At 68.8% G+C, this 16,714-nt stretch carries 18 protein-coding genes; 3 read left to right on the forward strand and 15 right to left on the reverse strand.

What is annotated here, in order from left to right; all coding sequences use genetic code 11:
• Nucleotides 1-4 precede the first annotated feature (4 nt).
• The 12 genes from ACWD3I_RS11550 to ACWD3I_RS11605 all read right to left on the reverse strand — a co-directional run bounded on the left by ACWD3I_RS11550 (nucleotide 5) and on the right by ACWD3I_RS11605 (nucleotide 10,001).
• Nucleotides 5-601, reverse strand: coding sequence for a pilus assembly protein TadG-related protein (locus ACWD3I_RS11550; RefSeq protein WP_365392548.1), 597 nt, complete (start codon nucleotides 599-601; stop codon nucleotides 5-7).
• A complete protein-coding gene (locus tag ACWD3I_RS11555) occupies nucleotides 601-753 on the reverse strand; it encodes a hypothetical protein (RefSeq protein ID WP_365391909.1) in 153 nt (50 codons plus the stop codon). Before ACWD3I_RS11555 ends, ACWD3I_RS11550 begins: the two co-directional genes overlap by 1 nt.
• 119 nt (nucleotides 754-872) lie before the next feature.
• Nucleotides 873-1,679, reverse strand: coding sequence for a response regulator transcription factor (locus tag ACWD3I_RS11560; RefSeq protein ID WP_365391911.1), 807 nt, complete (start codon nucleotides 1,677-1,679; stop codon nucleotides 873-875).
• A gap of 65 nt (nucleotides 1,680-1,744) precedes the next feature.
• Nucleotides 1,745-3,196: a sensor histidine kinase gene (locus ACWD3I_RS11565; protein ID WP_365391913.1), complete on the reverse strand. Its 1,452-nt coding sequence runs from the start codon at nucleotides 3,194-3,196 to the stop codon at nucleotides 1,745-1,747.
• A gap of 17 nt (nucleotides 3,197-3,213) precedes the next feature.
• The gene (locus ACWD3I_RS11570) at nucleotides 3,214-4,101 is read right to left on the reverse strand and encodes a DUF5936 domain-containing protein (protein WP_365391915.1); all 888 of its coding nucleotides are present in this window, start codon (nucleotides 4,099-4,101) and stop codon (nucleotides 3,214-3,216) included.
• A gap of 14 nt (nucleotides 4,102-4,115) precedes the next feature.
• Nucleotides 4,116-5,060, reverse strand: a complete 945-nt coding sequence (locus tag ACWD3I_RS11575; RefSeq protein ID WP_365391917.1) for a type II secretion system F family protein — start codon at nucleotides 5,058-5,060, stop codon at nucleotides 4,116-4,118.
• Nucleotides 5,061-5,070: 10 nt separating this feature from the next.
• Nucleotides 5,071-6,408, reverse strand: coding sequence for a CpaF family protein (locus ACWD3I_RS11580; protein ID WP_266888619.1), 1,338 nt, complete (start codon nucleotides 6,406-6,408; stop codon nucleotides 5,071-5,073).
• Between the two features lie 12 nt (nucleotides 6,409-6,420).
• Complete coding sequence (locus ACWD3I_RS11585) at nucleotides 6,421-6,771, reverse strand: TadE/TadG family type IV pilus assembly protein (protein ID WP_365391920.1); 351 nt, start codon at nucleotides 6,769-6,771, stop codon at nucleotides 6,421-6,423.
• A 1-nt stretch (nucleotide 6,772) separates the two neighbouring features.
• Nucleotides 6,773-7,159 (reverse strand): TadE/TadG family type IV pilus assembly protein, encoded by a 387-nt coding sequence (locus ACWD3I_RS11590; protein ID WP_365391922.1) that lies wholly within the window; start codon nucleotides 7,157-7,159, stop codon nucleotides 6,773-6,775.
• Nucleotides 7,156-8,394, reverse strand: a complete 1,239-nt coding sequence (locus ACWD3I_RS11595; protein ID WP_365391924.1) for an AAA family ATPase — start codon at nucleotides 8,392-8,394, stop codon at nucleotides 7,156-7,158. The genes ACWD3I_RS11590 and ACWD3I_RS11595 overlap by 4 nt, the downstream gene beginning before the upstream one ends.
• A gap of 7 nt (nucleotides 8,395-8,401) precedes the next feature.
• Nucleotides 8,402-9,109, reverse strand: a complete 708-nt coding sequence (gene cpaB, locus ACWD3I_RS11600) for a Flp pilus assembly protein CpaB (protein ID WP_365391926.1) — start codon at nucleotides 9,107-9,109, stop codon at nucleotides 8,402-8,404.
• A 40-nt stretch (nucleotides 9,110-9,149) separates the two neighbouring features.
• The gene (locus tag ACWD3I_RS11605; RefSeq protein ID WP_365391928.1) at nucleotides 9,150-10,001 is read right to left on the reverse strand and encodes a hypothetical protein; all 852 of its coding nucleotides are present in this window, start codon (nucleotides 9,999-10,001) and stop codon (nucleotides 9,150-9,152) included.
• 270 nt (nucleotides 10,002-10,271) lie between these two features.
• Here ACWD3I_RS11605 and ACWD3I_RS11610 point away from each other — a divergent pair, with 270 nt between their 5' ends.
• On the forward strand, nucleotides 10,272-11,960 hold the full coding sequence (locus tag ACWD3I_RS11610) for a chitinase (protein WP_365391930.1): 1,689 nt from the start codon (nucleotides 10,272-10,274) through the stop codon (nucleotides 11,958-11,960).
• Between the two features lie 20 nt (nucleotides 11,961-11,980).
• Here ACWD3I_RS11610 and ACWD3I_RS11615 read toward each other — a convergent pair whose 3' ends face one another.
• Together ACWD3I_RS11615 and ACWD3I_RS11620 are read right to left on the reverse strand one after the other, a co-directional pair.
• Nucleotides 11,981-12,412, reverse strand: coding sequence for a VanZ family protein (locus ACWD3I_RS11615; RefSeq protein WP_451084071.1), 432 nt, complete (start codon nucleotides 12,410-12,412; stop codon nucleotides 11,981-11,983).
• Nucleotides 12,413-12,590: 178 nt separating this feature from the next.
• On the reverse strand, nucleotides 12,591-12,980 hold the full coding sequence (locus ACWD3I_RS11620; protein ID WP_365391934.1) for a hypothetical protein: 390 nt from the start codon (nucleotides 12,978-12,980) through the stop codon (nucleotides 12,591-12,593).
• Between the two features lie 454 nt (nucleotides 12,981-13,434).
• On the opposite strand from ACWD3I_RS11620, the gene ACWD3I_RS11625 reads away from it, so the two are divergent.
• Nucleotides 13,435-13,944: a SigE family RNA polymerase sigma factor gene (locus ACWD3I_RS11625; RefSeq protein ID WP_365391936.1), complete on the forward strand. Its 510-nt coding sequence runs from the start codon at nucleotides 13,435-13,437 to the stop codon at nucleotides 13,942-13,944.
• An 83-nt stretch (nucleotides 13,945-14,027) separates the two neighbouring features.
• A complete protein-coding gene (locus tag ACWD3I_RS11630) occupies nucleotides 14,028-15,302 on the forward strand; it encodes a hypothetical protein (RefSeq protein ID WP_365391938.1) in 1,275 nt (424 codons plus the stop codon).
• Here ACWD3I_RS11630 and ACWD3I_RS11635 read toward each other — a convergent pair.
• On the reverse strand, nucleotides 15,278-16,609 hold the full coding sequence (locus ACWD3I_RS11635) for an Nramp family divalent metal transporter (RefSeq protein WP_365391940.1): 1,332 nt from the start codon (nucleotides 16,607-16,609) through the stop codon (nucleotides 15,278-15,280). The genes ACWD3I_RS11630 and ACWD3I_RS11635 overlap by 25 nt on opposite strands.
• Nucleotides 16,610-16,714 lie beyond the last annotated feature (105 nt).

Genomic DNA, 16,714 nt, shown 5'->3' on the forward strand with positions numbered 1-16,714 from the left:
CTAGTCAGTCGGCCAGATGGACGTCGAAGAGGTCCTCGGGTTCCGGAAGGATGGTGAGATCGTCCGGGTCCAAGTCCCAGTCCCTGTCCTTGCAGGTGAGTTGTGGCAGTACGTCGCCCCCGGTACCCGCGCCAGGGAGCTCGAACGTGCAGAGAGCTTCGATCACTGCCCGGGCGGACGCCCTCGCATACTTGTTCTCCGTGCCGGGAACGATGGAGTCCCCCACCGGTTCGTCCGTCTCCACGTCGACGTCGTAGGCCAGGAGCCCCGTCGGCTGACAAGCCTCTACGTGCGCGTCATTCTGCGCCGCCAGCTCATAGGCCCGACCGCACGAGGGGGTCAGGCCCGGCACGTTGCCGTCGAAGATGTCCTGCCATTTCGTCGGGTCGAGTACGACCTCCACCCACTTGCCCGCGAGTTGGTCCCTGGCATCCTGGGCAGCCGCGAGCGCCGCCGCGTCCGCTGCCGTCTGGGCGCCGTTCCGGGTGGCTGCGGCCTGGCCGACCGCGAGATAAGCGAACGCAAGAAAGAGCAGGCCCGCCACCACCGTGATGTAGATGGGGAAGGCCTGCCCTGCATCGCCGCACTTGCGGCGGCTGATCAACCGATAACCTCGTCGATCTTGTTCACGATCGCCTCGTAGATCTGCGCACCGATATCCGTCCCCGTGATCGCCAGCACAATCGCCACAACCACCGCGATGATCCCCAGATACTCGACCGCGGTCTGTCCCTCGTCGTTCCAGTTCCGCATGGCGTTGCCCTCCGTTGTCCGTGGTGTGGGCAACGTACGAGGTGGTGCCCGCCTTCGCGGAGGGTCCCAGGGCCCAACTCCGGGCCCAATTCGCCTTCCCCTTCCCCCCAGCCCTCATCTCAGGTCACCCCTAGCCACTTCGCGGCGGCTTCGCCGCGGCTGGTGCTGTGGAGTTTGGCGAAGATGCGGTTGATGTGGTTCTTGACCGTCTTCTCGCTGATGAAGCAGGTGGCGGCGATCTGTTGGTTGTTCATGCCGGATGCGATGAGGTCCATGATCTCCGCCTCCCTTGCGCTCAGGTGGAACCGTGACTTGTCAGACTGTGCCACAACTGGTTGCAGTTGCGAAAGGTGTTTCGCAGAAATCAATGGGGACTTGGGTTGATGCGGGGCGTAATTGTGTGCAGTCGCACTGCCTTCCTTTGTCTGCCGCAGCCGGGCCACCAGGGCGTCCGCCGCCGTCGGCGTGAAGTGGGCACGGCCGTTCTTGATGTTCCTCACGGCGTCGACCAGTTGGTCCGCCGTGAACTCGCCGTGGACCAGGTAGCCGCCGGCGCCCAGGCGCAGGGCCTCGTGGACGATCTCCGACTCTCTGCTGTAGGTGAGCATCACCACCGGGGAGATCTGGACCAGGTGCGGGAGGGCCGAGAGGCCGTCGACACCCGGCATGCGGACGTCCAGGAGGATCACGTCGGGGTGGTGGGCCAGCGCCGCCTCGTAGGCCTGGCGGCCGTCCGCGGCTTCCGCGACGACCGTGATGTCCTCGCGGCCGGAGAGAAGGGCGGTGAGGCCCGCGCGGACCACCGGGTTGTCGTCCGCCACCACGACACGTAGGGCGGTCGATGGGGCGGGGGGCGGGAAGTCCTCGAACGGGTCGTGGGGCGGTGGCTGCTTCGCGCCGGGGTGGGGAGTCGTCTGGTCCGGCATTCTGCGGCCTCCTCTCGTCGTTTCGCGTTGCGTGGGGGATTTGTGCGGCGGCGTCGTGCGGGTGGTCAAGCGCTGCCTGGGGCCGGTGTCGTCAGCGGGAGTTCCAGTCGGACCTCCGTGCCCTTGGGGTGGGTGCCGCGGCCGATGCGGATGCGGGCGCCGAGCGAGGCGGCTCGTTCGACCATGCCCACCAGGCCGAAGTGGCCCGTGCTGCGGAGTTGTTCGAGGGTGGTGCCCTGGGGCAGGCCTCGGCCGTCGTCGTAGACGGTCATGCACAGTAGGTCGCCGTGGACTCCCGCGCTCACGTCCACGCGGGTCGGGGCCGCGTGGCGGTGGGCGTTCTCCATCGCTTCCGTGGCGATGGTGAGGAGTTGGCGGGCGACGGCCGGCGGGATGAGGGGTGTCTCCTCCTCGCCGGTGGGGTGGTAGGTGGCCGCGAGGTTCGTACGGGTGCCGAAGTCCCGTGTGCGGGCCGCCAGTTCCCTGAGTACGTCGGTGCTGTCCGCCTCCCGGCGCAGGTCTGCCAGGAGTTCGCGGGATTCGGCGGCTGCCCGGCGGGCCGAGCGGGCGACCAGTTCCGCCTGTTCCTTGACCATCGTGGGGTTCATACGGTCGGCCGAGCCTGCCAGGCCGTCCGCCGCCAGGGCCACGCCGTACAGGGTCTTGGCGACCGAGTCGTGCATCTCCCTTGCCAGGCGGGCCCGTTCCTCGGCGATCGCCTCCGTGACGGCCAGACGGGCCTGGACCTCGGTCAGGGCCTGGGTGGCCGCGCCGAAGCGGAACATGAGGTTGCGCAAGGCCGAGCCGACCGCTCCCGCGATGACGCAGAGGCCGGGGAGGAGGAGGCGTTCGGCGACGGTGGTGGCCGGGTTCTGTGTCGTCGCGTAGACCAGGAGGAAGATCAGGGACTGAAGGCTCGCGAAGACCGCGGCGCCTCGCCAGCCGTAGACGATGCCGGCGAGGAGGGGGGTGCAGACGCTGACGTAGGCAAGCGTGGTGTCGGGGCCCGCGGAGATGAGGAGCAGGGAGCCGAAGAGGGTGTCCGCGGCCAGGAGGGTGGGATGGCGGAGGAGGAGGGGGCCGAAGCGTTCCCAGTCCCTGAAGAGGACGTACGAGCCCATGAAGGTGGCGACCACCGCGGCGCCCACCAGGCGGGCGCCCAGGCCTGGGTTGGCGTTGAGGAGGGCGGCGGGGGCGGCCAGGGCGATCATGGCCAGCCGGAAGCCGAAGACTTGGCGGGCCAGGGCCTGTAGGGCGTTGACCTGGATGGGGATCGCGGGTGTGTCGGTCTGCGTGGGTGCGTCAGCCCGTACCGGCGCGTCAGCCCGTACCGGCGCGTCAGCCCGTACCGGCGCGTCAGCCTGTGCCGGTGCGTCAGCCCGTGCGGGTGGCCCCTGTGGGGCGCCTCCACCGTCGGCGGCTGTCCGTGGCTGCCTCGGCACACCCGGCAGCGGCTCCTCCCGCGGCTCCGCTCCCCGCCGCCGCCACACCCCCCGGCGTTCCCCGGTCATCGACATCCTCGTCACCCGCTCCCCTAGTCGCCCGTGATCGAGCCGAAGTCGGTCCCCGAGCCCAGCAGCAGGCCCGCGCCCAGGAGGATCATCGTGGCCGGGACCATGAACGTGGTGATCATCATCGTGGCCTTGGGGACCGCGCGGGCGGCCTTGCGGCGGGCGTTCTGGGCATCCGTGCGGCGCATGTCCTTGGCGAGGGCGACCAGGGTGTCGACGATCGGGGCGCCCAGTTCCTCGCCCTGCTGGAGCGCCGTGACGAACATGGCCACCTGTTCGGAGTCGTTGCGGCGGCGCAGTTCCTGGAAGGCCTGGCGGCGGCCCATGCCGAGGTCCATCTGGCGGAGGGTGATGCGGAGTTCGTCCGCCCAGGGCCCCTCGTACTTCGTGGCCACCCGGTCCAGCGCCTGCCTGAAGCCCAGGCCCGCGCTCACCACGACCGCCAGGACGTCGAGGAAGTCCGGCAGGGTCCGCTCGATCACGTCCTTGCGGATCCGGATCGCCGACCAGATGCCGACCTCCGTCCAGAACGCCCCGAAGGCGAACAGCAGCAGGGCCACGAGGAACTGTCCCCGCATCACGAAGACCACTCCGCCGAAACCGCCCAGGAAGCCGTAGACCGCGCGGCGGGCCGCGTAGCGGTCGATGGTCAGGCCGCCGGGGTTGCCGGCCAGGTCGATCCTGCGGCGGTACTTCGCGACCTGCTTGGGGCCCATCAGGCGCAGGACGGCGGGCGCGTAGCGCATGCCGAGACGGTCGATCAGCGAGTCCACCGCGCCGGTCCGCGTGGCGCCGACCTCCAGGGCGAGGACCAGGTCGCCGGGGAGTTTCGCGTCCGCCCGGTACATGCGGATCCCGGCGAAGACGCCCCAGACCCCGAGGCCCATCAGCAGGGCGAGAAGAAGTGCCATCTGTGTACGCCCCCTCAGACGTCGATACGGGACAGGCGGCGGATCAGGACGAACCCCACCGCGTAGAGCGCGAAGGCGATGATCACCGCCGCCTGGCCGGCCGGGGAGCCGGTCATACGGTCGAGGGCGCCGTCCTTCACGCCGTTCATCAGGAAGAGGGAACCCACTCCGAGGACCGGGACGGCGTACGACGTCATGTTGACCTGCGCCAGTTGGGTGCGGACCTCCCGACGGGTCTCCTTGCGCTCCTCCAGCGTCTCCGTCAGGTTCCGCAGCGCACCCACCACTTGGCCGCCCGCCCGGTTGGAGAGCACCAACGTCGTCACCAGGACCACCAGTTCGCGCGACGGCAGACGCTCCGCCATCTCCCCCAGCGCGTCGTCCAGGGAGGCGCCCAGCGCCAGCTGGTTGGCCACCTTGCCCAGTTCCTCCCCGGCCGGTGCCTCCAGTTCCTCCGCCGCCATGCCGATCGCCGTGCGCAGGGCGAGGCCCGCCTGGGTGGCGTTGGCCAGGATCCGGGACATTTCCGGGAGTTGGTTGATGAACTTCTCGATGCGTTTCTGGCGCTGCCAGTTCAGGAACTGCACGGCCACCCAGATGCCCAGCAGACCGGCGAGGGGACCGAAGAAGGGGGCCAGGGCCGCCTGGCCGACCAGGAACAGGCCGGCCGCCGTGGCCATCATGTAGACGAAGAACTCGCCCGGGGTGATGTCCAGGCCCGTCGCCGCCAGCCTCAGCTCCAGTTTCCTGCCGAGCTTGGTGCGGCGCAGCCGGCGGTCCAGGGCCGGGAAGCGGCGCCGACGGCCGCCCACCTGTATCTGGCCCGTCGCCGAGAGGCGGTCGACCAGGGCCTGGCGCTGGGCCTTGCCCATGGCGTAGGCGTGCAGGCCCGCCACGGCGAGGACGCAGGTCAGCAGGGCGATGCCCGTGGTGAGCGTGATCAGCGAGTCGAGTTGCATCGGGCGGTACCTACCTGGCTTCTCTGGTCGTCAGTTCGAGCGCGGACTGGGCCACGCCGAAGGCCTGGGGGATCGGCTGGCTCGCCATGTAGAGGCGGTCCGCCGTACGGCGTGGGAGCGGGAAGTACTCGAAGACGCCGTGGACACGGCCGTCCGCCGACATGGGCTGGGCGTGGAAGCGGGCCGCCGTGGCCAGGCGGTAGGGCTCGGCGCCATGGCTGTCGAGGATGGCTATCTCCGTGATGCGGCGGGCTCCGTCGGGGAACCGGGTCAGCTGGATGATCACGTCGAGCGCGCTGTTGATCTGGTCGTGGAGCGCTTCGAAGGGGACGCCGACCTCGGACATCGACGCCAGGGTCTTCAGACGCATCAGGGCGTCCTCCGTGCTGTTGGCGTGGACCGTGGCCAGTGAGCCGTCGTGGCCGGTCGACATCGCCTGGAGCATGTCCAGGGACTCGCCGCCGCGGACCTCACCGACGACGATGCGGTCCGGGCGCATTCGGAGGGAGTTGCGGACCAGGTCGCGGATGGTCACCTGGCCCTTGCCCTCGACGTTCGGTGGGCGGGACTCCAGGCGGATCACATGCGTCTGCTGGAGCTGGAGTTCCGCGGAGTCCTCGATGGTGATGATGCGTTCGCGCTCCGGGATCAGCCCCGACAGGGCGTTGAGCAGGGTCGTCTTCCCGGTGCCCGTGGCACCCGACACGATGATGTTGAACTTCGCCTGCACCAGGCCCGCGAGGAGGTACAGCATGTGCTCGTCCAGCGAGCCCAGGCCGATCATCTCCTGGAGGGTGAAGGAGCGCGGGAATCGGCGGATCGTCAGGGTCGCGCCGGTCAGCGACAGGGGCGGGATGATGACGTTCACGCGTTCGCCGGACGGGAGGCGGGCGTCCACCATGGGATTCGACTCGTCCACGCGCCGGTTGACCGTCGAGACGATCCGCTCGATCGTCTGCATCAGCTGGTCGTGGGAGGGGAAGCGGAGCGGCAACTGCTCCACCCGGCCGCCGCGTTCGACGAAGATCGCGTCCGGGCCGTTCACCATGATCTCGGTGATGGACGCGTCTTCGAGAAGCGGCTCCAGGATGCCGAGGCCCAGCGCCTCGTCCACGACCCTGCGGATGAGCTGCGAGCGCTCGACCGTCGACAGCACCGGGCCCTCGCGGCTGATGATGTGCCCGAGCACGCGCTCCAGGCGGGCCCTGCGCTCGGCGGCCGCCAGCGAGCTCATCTCCGCGAGGTCGATCTCCTCCAGGAGCTTGGCGCGGTACGAGGCGACCAGGTGGCCGTCCTCGCCCCGGCTGCCGTTCTCCTCGGGGGTGCTGATGCGGGCCCGCAGACTCATGGGGTACCTCGTTCAGTGGTCGAGCGGCATGGTGGCCGTCTTGTTCGCGTCGCCGAAGTCCCAGCCGGGGACGATGGAGGGGATGAGGACGGTGGCGGTGACGGTCACCGAGTCGTCGCCCCTGGCCTCGGAACAGGAGACCGACAGCCAGTCGCTGACCGCGGTCGTGCAGCCCACCTGGGCGCTGTTCTCCAGCGAGGCGGCCCGCGCGCCGGCCCGCGCCGCCGTACCGGCCTGCTGTGCCGTGTAGGCGATGAGCCCGATCTGTACCCCTGCCATGGCGACGAGGATCAGGATCGGGATGAACCCGAGGTACTCGATGGCGACCTGGCCGCGGTCGCGGACTCTCCTGTCGTACGGCATCTCAATCCTTCTCCTCCTCCACGGCTCCCGCATGGCCCTCGACCCTGAACGGGAAGCCGATCGCGCCCGGGAAGAGGACGGGGACCTGGAGTTCGACGTCGGCCGTGACATAGCCACCGCCGGTGCCGCACTCCACGGTGCCGTTCCACGCGTCCGGCAGCTTCTCCAGGCCTGCCGCCTCGCACGCGCCCTGCCGCTCCCCCGGGCTCGCCGCCGTCCCCGCCCGTACCGCCTCGTCCGCTGCATTCCCCGCCAGCGTGAACGTGTATCCCACCAGCACGAACTGCCACAGCAGCACCAGGGTGACGATGATCAGCGGGGTCATGCCGAGGAACTCGATGGTGACCTGGCCGGAGTCCCGGCGCCCCTTGGCCCCGAGCCGCCTCATGGCCCCAGCTCCCTACGCCGGCGAAAGCCCACCGCGGCCCGTCCGCCCTTGTGCGCTCCGTCGGCCGGCTTGACCAGCCCCAGTTCTCCCGCCAGAGCCCACAGCGCCTGCTTCACGACGCTCTTGCTGTCGAGCTCGTGGACGCGTCCGGCGTCCACGACCGACTGCAGTTCCTTGAAGTTGGCGGGGATCGCCACCCCCGCGACCGGTGTGCCGGTGATCTTCCGGACCAGCGAGGGCTGGATCTCGGTTCCGCGCGTGTGCCGGTTGACGACCACCGTCGTCTCCTCCGCCTTGCGGATCTGGAGCCGGTCCCACATGCGGACGGTCCGTTTGGCCCCGCGTACGGCGATCACGTCGGGTGTGGTGACGAGCAGGGCCGTGTCCGCCATCTCGACGCCCGCCGCGCCCGCGCCGCCGATCTGGGCGCCGCAGTCGATGACGACGACCTCGTAGCGGGAGCGCAGGGCGCTGACGATCTGGCGGACGGCCCGGTCGGTGACCTCCTCGCCGCGTTCGCCCTCGCCGGGGGCGAGCAGCAGGGCGAGCCCGGTGTCGTGGCGGAAGACGGCGTCGGCCAGCACGCGGGGGGAGATATCGGTGATGGTGGCGAGGTCGGCCACCGAGCGGCGGAACTGGACGTCCAGGAAGGAGGCGATGTCCCCGGTCTGGAGGTCGAGGTCGACCAGGGCCGTGCTGCGGCCGGACGCCTGGGCGGCGAGGGCGAGTTGGATGGCGGTGAGGGTCGTCCCCACTCCGCCTTTCGCGCCGCTGACCGTGACGACGGTGCCGCCGACTCCGGTGAACACGTCGACGGTGCCGCCCAGATGGCGCCGTACGCCCACTGACCACTGGGCGACCGCCTGGACCCGGATGGCCAGTTCCTCGTAGCTGAGCGGCAGTGCCACCAGTCCCCGTGCCCCGTAGTCCATGGCGGCCTGGAAGAGGCCGGGGCTCGCGTCGGAGGAGACGAGGATGACGCCGACCGCGGGGAAGCGCAGGGCGACCTCGCGGATCAGTTCCAACGCCGGGACCGGGCCGATGCGTTCGTGGACGATCACGACCTCGGGCAGTTCGTCGAAGGACTCGGCGGCCAGGCGCGCGAGGGTGTCGACGAGCTGGGTGGAGTCGACGACCGGGGCCACCGGTTCGGCGTCCGGGAGCTGGCTGAGCAGGGTGGTGATGGAGCGGACCGCGTCCGCGTCGCCTACCGCCGGCAGGATCCTCGTGGGCATACGGCTCTCACTTGTCCTTCGCGAGTTCGTACGTGCGGTCCTGGTCGGGGACGGTGCCGGTCTCACCCGGCGCGACCAGTGCGAGCCGGACGCGCTTGGCGAAGGACTCGGCGTACGTGATGCGCTGGGCGTCGATGGCGGAGAGCGCGAAGGTGATGGGGACGGCCTCGGTGGCCTCGCGGGTGCGGTCGTCGGCGTCGGGCTGGAGCGGGGTGAGGTCGCCCACGTCGAGGACCTTGGCGTTCGTCACGATGATCTTGGACTGGTCGGGAGCACCCTCCCGCTCGCCCTCGAAGGTGGCGTACACGTTGACCGTGGAGTTCGGCGTGATCTTGCCGGCCACACCGGTCGCCGCGTCGATCATGATGGCGACCTCTTGCTGCCCGGGCTGCAGGGCCGGCTGTGCCACGATCATGTCGCTCTGCAGCAGGGAGCCCCTCTTCAGGGCGGTGACCGCGATCTTGCCGTCGATCTCGCGGAGATTGCGGACCGCGTTGTCGGACAGCCACCGCTCGGGCATCTCGATCTTCTCGAACTGGGCCGTGCTCAGCGGTTTGTAGGGCTCCACGTTCGTCTTGAGCCGGTAGGCGGTGACCTCGGGGCCGACCTTGGACTCGGCGTCGTTGATGACGGACAGGACGCCGGCGAAGGCCGCGAGGGCGCAGACGGCCGACAGGATCAGGAGTATGACGCCGCGGCGCTGACGGGAGTTCATGAACCGTACAACCTCATTGGGGGATATCGGTCGACAGGGCTCACCCGGCGGTGAGTTGGTTCTGCTGGTTCTCGGTGAGCGGTGATGTGGCGGAACAGAACACACAGCGGTCGCCGATCACATCGATACCGCACCAGTGGCAGGCGCTCTGGCGGACCGAGGTGACCAGTTGGTAGAGGACCGAGAGGTCGGGCAGGAACGAACAGAACTCGATCACTTTCGGGGTGCCCCACCACGACGCCGACTCGGCGGGGAGCGGGACCTCGCGCAGCCCCTGGACGTTCCAGGACGGGGCGAGGGTGCTGGTGACCCAGTCGGACTGGAACTGCCCCTTGGCGACCAGCAGGGCGGTGGCGAACTCGGGGCCCTTCAGGGCGGCTTCCGGGCCGATGCGGACCAGTTGCGGTTCGGGGTGGGCGATCACACCGAACTGACTTCCCGGCACCCATGACTTGGCATGCGCCTTGAGATCCACGGGAACGCGGTCGAGCTTGGTGACGGAGCCGAGGACCGCCCCGGCGTGGATGTAGTGGGTGAGCAGCCGGCCCGCGGAGGCGAGCACGCCGGGGCCGAGGTCACAGGAGGCGAGCTGCCTCAACTGGCGGGCCAGGACGGCCAGTCCGAGGGGTGGCAGATCGGGGCGGAACAGGGCGATACGGTCACTCTCCAGGAGCGACCGTACGGTGTGCAGGCGTCGCTCGACCGCCTTCGGCACCGCCTGGGAGCAGACGACGATCACATGACCGTGCTGGTCGATGAGCGACTGGAGGCCCAGCAGCGTGCGCTCCAGCGGTTCCTTGTCCAGGCCCTTGAGCACGACGGCGGGCACGGTTCGCTCGTCCTGCGGCGGCAGCGCCATGTCGGCACCGGTCACGGCAATGGCAGTTGGCACGCGCAGCTCCCCGTTCCCATGCCCCGCCGGCCCGACCGGCGTTACTCCGGCACACCCAGTCGACTTCACTGCGTGACTACGTCAGCACTCTAGCCACGCCCATGTGACCGGAGAACAGCGTTTCTTCAGCTGATGGCAACTGTTTTTGCGCAAGGCTCCCCAAATCAGGGCGGATTGCATATGCCGACAGCCCGTGGAGAACCCGCGAGCCCCGTAAAGATGGTCTGGACCTATTGACGGACACGATTGGTCTGGACCAGTCTGCTTGTCATGGCCATACTCAGACGACGCTCTGCTCGCTTCTGGTCGGCAGCGGTCCTCGCAGCCCTCGCCCTCGGTGTGTCCGGCACAGGCCAGGCCTCCGCCGCGGATGTCAACAACGCCAAGAACGCCGGCTTCGAGTCCGGCCTGACGAACTGGACCTGTACGGCGGGCAGCGGGGCGGCCGTCTCCTCGCCGGTGCACGGCGGCGCGACCGCGCTGAAGGCGACGCCGGCCGGGCAGGACAACGCGAAGTGCACACAGACGGTGGCGGTGAAGCCCGGGTCGACGTACACGCTGAGCGCGTGGGTGCAGGGCGGGTACTCCTACCTCGGTGTGACCGGCACCGGCACGACGGACGTGTCGACATGGACCCCCGACTCCACGTCCTGGAAGCAGCTGTCGACGACCTTCACCACCGGCGCCTCGACGACCTCCGTGACGGTCTACACGCACGGCTGGTACGGGCAGTCGGCGTACTTCGCGGACGACGTCTCGGTGTACGGCCCCGACGGCGGCGGTGGCACCGACCCGGCCCCGACGGTTCCGGGCGCGCCGAGCGGCCTCGCGGTCTCCGGTACGTCCTCCTCGTCGGTTTCCCTGGCCTGGAGCACGGCCTCCGGGGCCACGGGGTACAACGTCTACCGCGGCGGCACGAAGGTGACGGCGGTGACCGGCACGTCGGCGACGGTGACCGGGCTCGCGGCGTCGACGTCGTACTCCTTCCAGGTCACCGCGACCAACTCCGCGGGTGAGTCCGCGAAGTCGACGGCGGTGACGGGGACGACGACGGCCACCCCGACCGGGCCGGCGCTGCCCAAGCACGCCGTCACCGGCTACTGGCAGAACTTCGACAACGGGGCCAAGGTCCAGAAGATCTCCGACGTCCAGTCCCAGTACGACATCATCGCGGTGGCCTTCGCGGACGCCACGACGACTCCGGGTGCGGTGACGTTCAACCTCGACTCGGCGGGGCTGGGCGGTTACACCGTCGACCAGTTCAAGGCGGACATCGCGGCGAAGAAGGCGGCCGGGAAGAAGGTCATCGTCTCGGTGGGCGGTGAGCGGGGGACGGTCGCGGTCAACGACTCCTCCTCGGCGGCGAACTTCGCGAACTCGGTGTACTCGCTGATGCAGACGTACGGCTTCGACGGCGTGGACATCGACCTCGAGAACGGCCTCAACGCGACGTACATGACACAGGCGCTGCGGTCGCTCTCCGCCAAGGCGGGCTCGTCCCTGATCATCACGATGGCGCCGCAGACGATCGACATGCAGTCGACGTCCAACTCCTACTTCCAGACGGCCCTGAACATCAAGGACATCCTCACCGTCGTCAACATGCAGTACTACAACAGCGGTTCGATGCTCGGCTGCGACGGCAAAGTGTATTCGCAGGGCTCGGTGGACTTCCTGACGGCCCTGGCCTGCATCCAACTGGAGGGCGGCCTCTCCCCGTCCCAGGTGGGCCTGGGCCTGCCGGCCTCGACGAGCGGCGCGGGCAGCGGGTACGTCTCACCGTCCGTGGTGAACAACGCCCTGGACTGCCTGGCGAAGGGGACGGGCTGCGGCTCCTTCAAGCCGTCGAAGACCTATCCCGACCTGCGGGGCGCCATGACCTGGTCGACCAACTGGGACGCGGCGGCCAGCAACGCGTGGTCCAACTCGGTGGGGCCGCACGTACACGCGCTGCCGTAGTCCGTCCCGCGGAAGGGGGCCTACCGGGCGGAGGCTTCTTCTTCGTGGCCGCGGCGGTGGCGCGCTCGGCGGGCGTTCCCGGACAGGTCGGCCAGCCGTTCCGCGGCCATGAAGACGAGGACCCCGATCGCACCGCCGAGGGAGTTCAGGGTGAAGTCGTCGACATCGGCGACTCGCCCGCCCCCTGCGAGCATCTGAGACAGCTCGATGAAGAAGCTGAAGGCCGCGCAGGCGCACAGCGCGGCCCACAGCCTGACTCCGGGCCAGGACAGCTTGATCAGCGGGGCGAACAGGGTGAACATCAGGACGTTCGCCAGGGCTTCCCTGACGATCATCTCCTTCTCCATGGTGCCGAGGTTCTCGCCCCCGGCGAAGAAGTAGGCGAGCCCGCCCGATTCCAGATGCCCGCTTCCCCCCGCGTCGTAGCCCATGGAAAAGGTGGCGACCACCACCAGGAGAAGATAGCCCCCGAGAGCCGCGCGGCAGACCGTACTGACATTCTCCCTGTGTCGTCGCGCCGCAATGATGAGGGCGGCCACTGCACCGAGGGAAACGAGAAGCGCCAATACCGTGTTGGTCGGCGTAACCCAATAGACGATCTGCCACAGGGACATGAGGACCTCGGATTCGCTACGGGCAGACCCACTTGGTGACGTACGTGTCACCGCTGTGCTTCATCGTACCCCTGATGCAACTGTCATTCTGCTTGACCGGATTCCGGCCGTACTTGATGGTCTTGCCGGTTTCGACGGTGAGTTTCGGGGAGTCGAACTGGGCGCTGTCCACATAGCCGTTGCTGAACTTCTCCTGCCACCCGAGCCGGACGGTGATGGTTCCGTCAGCACCGCCGGCACCATGCCGCCAGTACGAGGTCACCCACTTGCCGTCGACCTTCCGGATGCAGAGCTGGCCGTTGTCGGTGTCACCGCATCCATTGGGCGTGGCTGACGCCTGAGGGGCGAATGCGACGCTCGCGAAAAGGATGGCGGCAAGGGACGTCAGAATCTTCAGTCTCTTCATGGTTCTCCTCAATTCTTGGTCTTCGGACGGAGAACCCCGCTCACTCTGTGGAGAAATTCCACAAAGGCTTTTCCTGCGTATCCCCCGTGGTGACGCATGGTCAGTGCGTTACCGCCGCCCATAAGAGCATCCGTGACCATGAGCAGTCAAACCGATTAGGCTGCCCGATGAAGTTCGGGCACCGTGGGTTCCACCATCGCGATAACGATCCGTAAAAGGCAGGCCCATCGGAAAGGTCTGGCCCATCCGCTTCGCCTCCACGACGCCGAGTTGCGCCGGTCGGCGGCCGGGAACTCCGGGCCCGCCGGAGGCCGGCGGCGGGGCGGGCCGGAACCCTGGGGCGCCTGGTGGCCCCGCAGGATCCTCGGAACTTCGTGTGAAACATTTCCGGGGGGTCAGCGCATCAAGTAGGTGAGAGCGCGAAGTGAGCGCGCGCCACTGGCAGGGGGAACACATGAGACAGGTCCTTGCGGACCAGTACGCGGAGTTCGCGGCGGCACGCGCGGGGCATCTCTACCGCTCCGCGTGCCTGCTCACCGCCGGGGACACGTATCTCGCCGAGGACCTCGTGCAGGAGACCCTGGGCCGGCTGTACATCAGCTGGCACCGGGTGGCCCGGGTCGGCAACCCGGCCGGGTACGCGCAGACCGTCCTCACTCGGGCGTTCCTCGCCCACCAGCGGCGCCGCAGCAGCAAGGAGCGCGCCACCGCCGAGTTCCCGGAGCAGGTCTACGCCGACCACGGCGACGTCCCGCTGCGCCTCACGCTGCTCCAGGCGCTCGCCCGGCTGCCCGCCAAGGACCGGGCGGTGGTCGTGCTGCGCTACTGGGAGGACCGCTCGATCGAGGAGACCGCCGACGCGATGAACGCCAGTTCCTCCGCGGTCCGCACCCGCTGTACCCGCGCCCTCGGCCGGCTGCGGGAGCTGCTGGGCGAGGACCTCGGCGAGTACGCACGCTACTGACGGCCCCACCCGTCCCTATGACCTCACCTCACCCACACCTCTGACATCTCATCCTTCATACCTCGGGGAAACGGTGGTTAGCCATGCCCGCTCAACAGCACAGCGATCCCTTCGAGGACCGTGTCGCCGCCGAACTGCGCGATGTCGTGGGGCAGTTCGACGCCGACCCGCACGCGCTCACCACCGCGGGCCTCGCCCGTGGCCGACGGCTGCGGTTGCGGCGCCGCGCCGCCGTCGTGGGCGGCGCAGCCTCCCTCGCACTCGTCGGGGTGGGCGGGGCGCTGCTCCTGCCCGGTGGCGGTTCGGACCCGGACCGGTCCTCGGTGGCCTCGAAGCCGAGCGCCACGGCGACCGTGCCGCCGGTCTCCGGCCAGGAGCTGATCAGCACGCTCAAGGAGCAGCTCGGGTACGGCAAGTTCAGCCAGGAGACCGGTCGCGGTACCGCGGACGCGCCGTACGCGTGGCTCGTGTGGGACGACGGGGACGGGGGTTCCGTCGTCTCCGTGAACATGGAGCGGGTCGAGCCGGGCACAGAGCAGACCCGGCAGTGGACCGAGTGCCCGGACAAGACGTTCACGCCGTACGACAGTTGCCGGACGAGCCGGCTGGACAACGGCTCGGTGCTGAGGATCTTCCAGGGGTACGAGTATCCCGACAAGCGGGAGCCCACCAGGCGCTGGTCCGCCGACCTGGTCACTCCGAGGGGCCAGCACATCGCGGTGTACGAGTGGAACGCCGAGGCCGAGAAGGGCTCGCCCGTCACCCGCGAGAGCCCGCCGCTGGACGCCGCCGAGTTGAAGAAGCTGGTGACCGCGCCGGCGTGGCTGACGGCGGTCGACGCCATTCCCAAGGAGGACAAGTCGTCGCCGGCAAGCCCGGAGGAGACCGCCCCCGCCCCCACCACCGACATCCGCAAGACGCTCGTCGACCTCCTCCCCGACGGTCTCGTCCCGGTCTCGAGGGGCGGTGACGAGTCCGGGTGGGGCTATGTCGTCGTCGACGACGGCAAGGGCAAGAGCCTCGTCGAGATCAACGTCCAGCCGAACATGGGGGACCTCCTCGGCGAGAGCATCTTCGAGGGTGCCGAGGAGGTCGGCGACGGCACGATGCTCGTCACCCGCGAGGACGCCGGTGACAAGGGCGTCTCGGGCACGGTCAGGTGGACCGTCGACACGGTGCGGATCAACGGACTGCGGGTCGTGGTCAGCGCCCTCAACGCGGGCGGGCCGCACGACGCGCCGAGCCGTGACAAGCCCGCCCTGACGATGGAGCAGCTCAAGAAGATCGCGCTCAGCTCGAAGTGGGGGCCGAGCCGGGAGGAGTCCCAGACCGGTCAGAAGAACTCCGACCAGGGCTGATCCCAGATCTGCTTCACGCACAGCACCAGGAACAGCAGCCCGGCGATCACCAGCATCCCGTTGCTGATCAGGCCGTTGCGCCATTCGGCCGGTGTGCGCGTGGAGTTGAGGAGCCAGATCAGAGTGCCGGCCAGGAAGGGAAGGAAGGCCGCGCCCAGGACGCCGTAGAGGATGATCAGGCGGAAGGGCTGGCCCTGGAAGAGCAGGACGATGGGCGGGAAGGTCAGCCACAGCAGGTACGCGCGGAAGGGCCAGGAGCGTTCGCGCGCACCGGAGGCGACCTCCTCGCCCGTCCCCTTGTCCTTGGCTTCGCCCTTGTCGCGGAAGCGGGCGACGAAGTCGGCGAACATCAGGCTCACTCCGTGCCAGACACCGATCAGGGAGGTGTACGAGGTGGCGAAGAAGCCGATCAGGAAGAACTTGGCGGTCGCCGAGCCGTACTTGTCCTCCAGGATGTCGCTGAGCTGGATGAGCCCCTTGTCGCCGCTGGCGATGGCGATGTTCGCCGAGTGCAGCATCTCGGCGCCGACGAACAGCATGGAGATGACGAAGATGCCGGTGGTGGCGTAGGCGACGCGGTTGTCGAGCCGCATGACCTTCATCCAGCCGGTGTTGGTCCAGCCCTTGGCGTTGACCCAGTAGCCGTACGCGGCGAGGGTGATGGTGCCGCCGACGCCGCCGATGAGGCCGAGGGTGTTGAGGATGGAGTCCTTCTCGTCGGGGAGGACGGGCAGCAGGCCCGCGAAGGCGTCCCCCAGGTTCGGGGTGACGCGGATGGCCAGGTAGACCGTCACCACGAACATGACGCCCACCAGGACCGTCATGACCTTCTCGAAGACCTCGTACTTGTTGAACCAGACGAAGACGAGGCCGGTCAGACCGCAGGCGACGGCCCACCATTTGAGGCCCATCACGTCCGGGAACAGCGCCTGGAGCGGGAGCGCGCTGGACGACATCGCGGCGGCGCCGTAGACGAAGCCCCAGATCACCACGTAGACGACGAAGAACCACGAGGTCCAGCGGCCCAGGCTCGCCCAGCCGTCGAAGAGGGTGCGGCCGGTGGACAGATGCCAGCGGCCGGCGGCCTCGGCGAGGGAGATCTTGACGAGGCAGCCGATGACGGCGGCCCAAAGGAGCGTGTAGCCGAAGTTGCTGCCCGCGATGAGGGTCGCGACCAGGTCGCCGGCGCCGACGCCGGTGGCCGCGACGACGATGCCGGGGCCGATGTACTTCCAACTGGACTTACGAGGTTGGGGGTTGCCGGATGATGCCTGGGTGTCCGTGGGGTTGCCCGTGGTGTCCGCCATGCAGGTCAAGAAAGCCCAAAGCCGCCCGCCCGGCAAGAGGGCCTGCGTGGATCTTCACCTGATGCGCGTACTCGGGGGGAAAGGGTCGGGCCCCGGCGGCTGGGC

Source organism: Streptomyces sp. NPDC002817 (assembly GCF_053592055.1).